General features: G+C 71.1%; 5 protein-coding genes. 1 reads left to right on the top strand and 4 read right to left on the bottom strand.

Annotated elements, in window-relative coordinates; genetic code table 11:
- Positions 1–964: aminotransferase class V-fold PLP-dependent enzyme (locus tag EIO58_RS11845; protein WP_127819718.1), on the top strand; the 964-nt coding region annotated here is incomplete at its 5' end.
- Between the two features lie 4 nt (positions 965–968).
- On the opposite strand, the gene EIO58_RS11840 is transcribed toward EIO58_RS11845, so the two are convergent.
- The 4 genes from EIO58_RS11840 to EIO58_RS11825 form a co-directional block, all read right to left on the bottom strand.
- Positions 969–2,231 carry an MFS transporter gene (locus EIO58_RS11840; RefSeq protein WP_127819717.1) on the bottom strand — a complete coding sequence of 421 codons (1,263 nt, stop codon included), beginning with the start codon at positions 2,229–2,231 and terminating at the stop codon, positions 969–971.
- The gene (locus tag EIO58_RS11835; protein WP_127819716.1) at positions 2,224–2,991 is read right to left on the bottom strand and encodes a fumarylacetoacetate hydrolase family protein; all 768 of its coding nucleotides are present in this window, start codon (positions 2,989–2,991) and stop codon (positions 2,224–2,226) included. The genes EIO58_RS11840 and EIO58_RS11835 overlap by 8 nt, the downstream gene beginning before the upstream one ends.
- 75 nt (positions 2,992–3,066) lie before the next feature.
- Positions 3,067–4,173, bottom strand: a complete 1,107-nt coding sequence (locus EIO58_RS11830) for a branched-chain amino acid aminotransferase (RefSeq protein WP_127819715.1) — start codon at positions 4,171–4,173, stop codon at positions 3,067–3,069.
- Positions 4,174–4,239: 66 nt separating this feature from the next.
- On the bottom strand, positions 4,240–5,292 hold the full coding sequence (locus EIO58_RS11825; protein WP_127819714.1) for a 3-isopropylmalate dehydrogenase: 1,053 nt from the start codon (positions 5,290–5,292) through the stop codon (positions 4,240–4,242).
- Positions 5,293–5,472 lie beyond the last annotated feature (180 nt).

The following is a 5,472-nucleotide window of genomic DNA, read 5'->3' as shown; positions in this document are numbered from 1 at the left end:
GACGCAGCGCGCCGTCCGCGCCGACCTCGACGCCTCGGCGGCCGGGCGTCCCGACATCGCCGCCTACAGCGCGGCCGTCGAGCGCTCTCGCGCGCTCTTCGCCGCGCTCGTCGGGATCGGCGCCGAGCACGTCGCGATCGGCTCGCAGGTGTCGGTGGCCGCAGCGGCGGTGGCGACCGCCCTTCCCGACGGCGCCGAGGTGCTCGTGCCGGACGGTGAGTTCACGTCGCTCGTCCTGCCTTTCGTGTACGCCGGCCGCGACATCCAGGTGCGCACCGCTCCCCTCGGCGACCTGGCCTCGCACATCACCCCGACCACGGACCTCGTAGCCTTCTCGATCGTGCAGTCCGCCACCGGCGAGGTCGCCGATGTCGCTGCGATCCGCGGCGCCGCCGCCCGGTACGGGGCACTCACGCTGTGCGACGCGACCCAGGCGGTCGGCTGGCTGCCGGTCGACGCATCCGCCTTCGACGCCGTCATCTGCCACGCGTACAAGTGGCTGTGCGCGCCGCGCGGTGTGTCGTTCGTGGCGGTGTCGGATCGGCTGATGGCGCGCATGTCGCCGATCTCTGCCGGCTGGTACGCCGGCGACGATCCGTGGTCTTCGTGCTACGGAGCCGCCATCGACCTCGCCCCCGACGCCCGGCGGTTCGATCTCTCGCCCGCGTGGCAGGCGTTCGTCGGCGCAGCGCCGGCGCTCGAGCTGTTCGCGTCGCTGGACGCCGACGATGTGTACGCGCACACGACCCGTCTGGCCGCAGCCTTCCGTGACGGCCTCGCCATCGCCGAGCCGGCGCGCCCGTCGGCGATCGTGACGTGGGACGACCCCGGCGGCATCGACCTCGCCCGTCTCACCGCGGGCGGGATCACTGCGTCCGGGCGTGCGGGGCGAGCCCGCGTCGCATTCCACGTCTTCAACGACGCGGAGGATGTCGAGCGGGCGCTCGCCGCGCTCGGGCGCTGAGCCCTCAGCTCTTGGTGACCGCGAGCCTCAGTCCGAGGGGCGCCAGAAGCGCGGCGGCCGCCACGAACGCCATGACGACCAGCGCGAGTCCGCCATAGCCGATCCAGCCGAGCACCGCTCCGGCGGCGATCGCTCCGGCGGCGCCCACGATGCTCATGGTGAAGTCGCTGAATCCCTGGCGTCGGGTACGGCGCTCTTCGGAAGAGGCCTCGGTGAGGAGTGTCGACCCCGCCACCGTCGATGCGCTCCAGCCGAGTCCGAGCAGGATGAGCGCGATGGTCACGGCGAGCGTCGACTCCTGCCCGAACGAAGCCGTGAGCAGGGCGGTCGCCAGCAGCGCCTGTCCGACGAGGATCGTCGGCACCCTTCCGACCCGGTCGGAGAGGATGCCGAAGACCGGCGACAGCGCGTACATCCCCGCGATGTGCAGGCTGATCGTGAGCCCGATGATCGACAGGGTCGCCGACTCTGAGGCGCCATGCGTGAGGTGCACGAGGTGCACCGGCGTCATGGCCATCACCGACACCATCGTGCCGTGGGCCGCGGCGACCGCGAAGATCGCGTAGCGGGCCGCGACCGGGCTGTCCGCTCGGGCGATCGGGCGCGATCCGGGTGCAGCCGCCGCGACCACGCGCTGCGCGAGCAGCAGCGGGTCGGGCCGCATCGCCGCGAGGTAGATGCCGATCGCGAGCAGCTGCGCCACGATCGTGAACAGATACGGTCCGGTCAGGGGCGGCATCCCGAGCGCGCGGCCGACGATCTCGCCGGGGCCTGTCAGGTTCGGTCCGAGGACGGCGCCCACGGTGGTCGCCCACACCACGATCGACAGGTCGCGGCCGCGCGAGGCATCCGTTGCGAGGTCCGCCGCGGCGAAGCGCGACTGGAGGTTCGCCGCCTGCCCGGCACCGATGATGAGGAACGCCGCCAGCAGCAGCGGGAAGGCGCGCATCGCGACCGCCGCGACCACGAGCACGACGCCGACGAGCGCGACGCCCATGCCCAAGGTCAGCGACAGCCGCCGCCCGCGACGGCGAGCCACCATGGCGAGCGGGACGGCCGTCGCCGCAGTTCCGAGTGTGACCGCGGCCGCCGCGAGCCCTGAGAAGGCCTCGTCGCCCGACAGCTCGGCCGCGAGGACCGCGCCGAGCGAGAGCGTGGCGCCGAACGCCAGACCGCCGAGCACCTGCCCGAGCGAGAGCACCGCCACGGTGCGCCGCTGGACGCGGGCGACCTCCTCGGGTGCCGTGGCGAAAGCCGTGTCAGGCATCGCGAGCGGGATTGCGCAGGATGCCGAGGCTGGTGATCTCGACCTCGACGGTGTCGCCCGCGACGAAGGGACCGACACCCGCGGGGGTGCCCGTGAGGATCACGTCCCCCGGCAGGAGCGTGAAAGCCGCCGATGCGTAGGCGATGACGTCGGCGAGCGAGAAGATCATGTCGCTGATCGGCGCGCTCTGCCGCACGTCCCCGTTGACGCGGGTCGTGACCACGGCGTCTCCGGACGGGTCGAAGTCGGTCTCGATGGCGGGGCCGAGGGGGCAGAAGGTGTCGAAACCCTTCGCGCGGGCCCACTGCCCGTCGGTCTTCTGCAGATCGCGCGCCGTGACGTCGTTGGCGATCGTGTACCCGAACACGTACTCGAGCGCGCGATCGGCCGGCACGTTCTTGGCGATCCGGCCGATGACGGCCGCGAGCTCGCCCTCGAAGTCGACGCGCTCGGACTGCGGCGGCAGCACGATGGAATCGCCCGGACCGATCACCGACGTGTTCGGCTTGAAGAACAGCATCGGCGCGGACGGGACGTCGTTGCCGAGCTCGGCGGCGTGGGCGCGGTAGTTGCGCCCGACGCACACCACCTTCGAGCGCGGGATGACCGGCGCGAGCAGTGCGACATCGGCCAGCGGCACCCGCTCGCCGGTCGTGTCGTACCCCGCGAACATCGGGTCGCCCGCGAGGACGACGAGCTCGCCGTCGTCGACGATCCCGAACCTGATGACGTCGTTGTGGCTGAAGCGCGCGATCCTCACCGGATCAGCCTAGCCACCGGCTCCGACGCGCGAGGCCCCACGGACGAATCCGCGGGGCCTCGTGGTGGACGACGCTCAGGCGTCGAGCCGCAGCAGCCAGCCGTGCTTGTCTTCGCGGCGGCCGTACTGGATGTCGGTCAGCTCCTCGCGGAGCGACAGCGCCAGCTCGCCGACGGGCTGTTCGTCGACGAAGTCCTTGCCCTTGAGCAGGCCGATTGGGGTGACGACGGCGGCGGTGCCGCACGCGAACACCTCGACGATGTCGCCGGATGCCACACCCTGGCGCCACTCGTCGAACGAGACGGCGCGACCTTCCACCTTGTGCCCTCGGTCCCTGGCGAGCTGCAGCATCGAGTCCCGGGTGATGCCCTCGAGGATCGAGTCGGATTGCGGGGTGACCAGCGTGCCGTCCTTGAAGACGAACACCACGTTCATGCCGCCGAGCTCCTCGACGTTGCGGTCCTGGTCGAGGAAGACGACCTGGTCGCACTCGTTCTCGTACGCCTCCGACTGCGGGAGCAGGCTGGCGGCGTAGTTGCCGCCGGTCTTCGCGGCCCCCGTGCCGCCCTTGCCGGCACGCGCGTAGTCCTCGCTGAGCCAGATCGACACCGGCTTCACGCCGCCCTTGAAGTAGGCGCCCGCAGGCGAGGCGATCACGTAGTAGCCCACCTTGTGCGCGGGACGGACACCGAGGAACGCCTCCTTCGCGAACATGAACGGCCGCAGGTACAGGCTCTGGTCCTGGCCGGACGGCACCCAGTCGCCGTCGACGGCGATGAGTTCGCGCAGCGACTGGATGAAGTACGACACCGGCAGCTCGGGCAGGGCCAGCCGGCGCGCCGAACGCTGCAGGCGACGGCCGTTCTGGTCGGGACGGAAGGTGTGGATCGAGCCGTCCGCGTGACGATACGCCTTGATGCCCTCGAAGATCTCCTGCCCGTAGTGCAGCACCGCCGCGGCGGGGTCCAGCGAGAGCGGCCCGTACGGCTGCACGCGCGGCCGGTGCCAGCCGCCGCCGACCGACCAGCAGATGTCGACCATGTGGTCGGTGAAGGCCGTGCCGAAGCCGGGATTCGTGAGAATCTCTTCGCGCTGCGCAGCCGATCGCGCCTGCAGGTTGCGGTTGACCGTGAACTCGAGCGGGGCGAGTCCAGTGTCGGGGTCGGAGTCGATGAGGGTCATGACGAGCCTGTACTTTCGTGCGGACGTGGTCCGCGGGTCGGTGGCGGCGCTTGCTCAGGGTCCAGGTTACGCCTGGAGTCGCCCGGCGATCGCGTCGCCGATCTGCGCCGTGGTGCGGGCGAGGGCACCCCGCTCGGCCAGATCCTCCTCGACGGCGGCGGTGACGCGCCGCGCCTCGCTCTGCTGCCCGAGGTGATCGAGCAGCAGCGCGACCGAGAGGATCGCGGCCGTGGGGTCGGCCTTCTGCTGTCCTGCGATGTCGGGCGCCGACCCGTGAACGGGCTCGAACATCGAGGGGAACGCGCCGCCGGGGTTGATGTTGCCCGAGGCGGCGAGGCCGATGCCACCTGTGACGGCGCCGGCCAGGTCGGTCAGGATGTCGCCGAAGAGGTTGTCGGTGACGATCACGTCGAATCGGCCGGGGTTCGTGACCAGGAAGATGGTGGCCGCGTCGACGTGCAGATAGTCTACGGCGACGTCGGGGTGCTCGAGCGCGACCTCGTCGACCAGGCGCTTCCAGATGCCGCCGGCGTGGACCAGCACGTTGGTCTTGTGCACCAGAGTCACCCGCTGCGAACGACGCTCGGCGAGATCGAACGCGTAGCGCACGACCCGTTCCACGCCGAAGGCCGTGTTGACCGACGTCTCGTTCGCGACCTCGTGCGGCGTGCCCATGCGGATCGACCCGCCGTTGCCGACGTACGGTCCTTCGGTGCCCTCGCGGACGACGACGAAGTCGATGTCGCCGGGATTCGTGAGCGGACTCTCGACACCCGGGTACAGCTTCGACGGACGCAGGTTGACGTAGTGGTCCAGCTCGAACCGCAGCTTCAGCAGCAGGCCGCGCTCGATGTTGGCGTCCTTCAGACGCGGGTCGCCGGGCGCTCCGCCGACCGCCCCGAGCAGGATGGCGTCATGCTGCCTGATGGACTCGAGGTCGGCATCCGTGAGGGTCTCCCCCGTGTCGAGGAACCGCGCGGCGCCGAGCGAGAAACGCGTCTTGTCGAAGCGGATGCCGCTGCCCGCGGTGGCGGCATCCAGCACCTTCTCCGCCTCGGCGACGACCTCGGGACCGATGCCGTCACCCGGGATGACGGCCAGCTTCACGACACGCGACATGGTGCTCCTACGACTTTTTGCGGGACCCTCCCAGGGTAGTGGCCGCGATGACGGCCGCCGCGACGACGAGCACCGCGCCGATGAGGGCCGTGACCGAAACCCCGGCGTCGAACGCGTGGGCGGCCGCCGCGTGGAGGGCGGCGCCGGCCGCTCCGCCGAGCTCGTCGGCCGCATGCACGG

This window comes from Microbacterium sp. CPCC 204701, assembly GCF_004010105.1.
Classification (GTDB): Bacteria; Actinomycetota; Actinomycetes; order Actinomycetales; family Microbacteriaceae; genus Microbacterium.
The sequence above is the reverse complement of the archived record's forward strand: the minus strand, read 5'-3'. Positions and strand labels throughout refer to the sequence as shown.